The following is a 253-nucleotide window of genomic DNA, read 5'->3' on the forward strand; positions in this document are numbered from 1 at the left end:
TCCGATTTGCGAGGTCGCTGCGCTACCCGCTCGGGGTTGTTTTTGAAGCGGGTAGCGCAGCGACCAATGAAGGGTTTTCAACCCCTGATCCCTCTTCATGTCGCTCACCTCCTCGGTCTGTCTGCTACTCTCGGAATGGATTTCCTTTCTTCTGGCCGCCGTTCCACCCCGTTCCCGCCGAACCTTTGTCGAACTTCTGATCGGTTGCATGCTCAACCCGGAAGGCTGGGTCACTCGTGCCATCGGTGCCATT

Annotated in this window: 1 pseudogene; it reads left to right on the forward strand. The window is 57.7% G+C overall.

The features are described 5' to 3' along the window. Nucleotides 1–97: 97 nt before the first annotated feature. A pseudogene (locus tag IV91_RS20045) lies at nucleotides 98–253 on the forward strand (IS701 family transposase); the annotation flags it as partial.

The sequence above is a fragment of the Ferrovum myxofaciens genome (assembly GCF_000735045.1).
GTDB classification, from domain to species: Bacteria; Pseudomonadota; Gammaproteobacteria; order Burkholderiales; family Ferrovaceae; genus Ferrovum; species Ferrovum myxofaciens.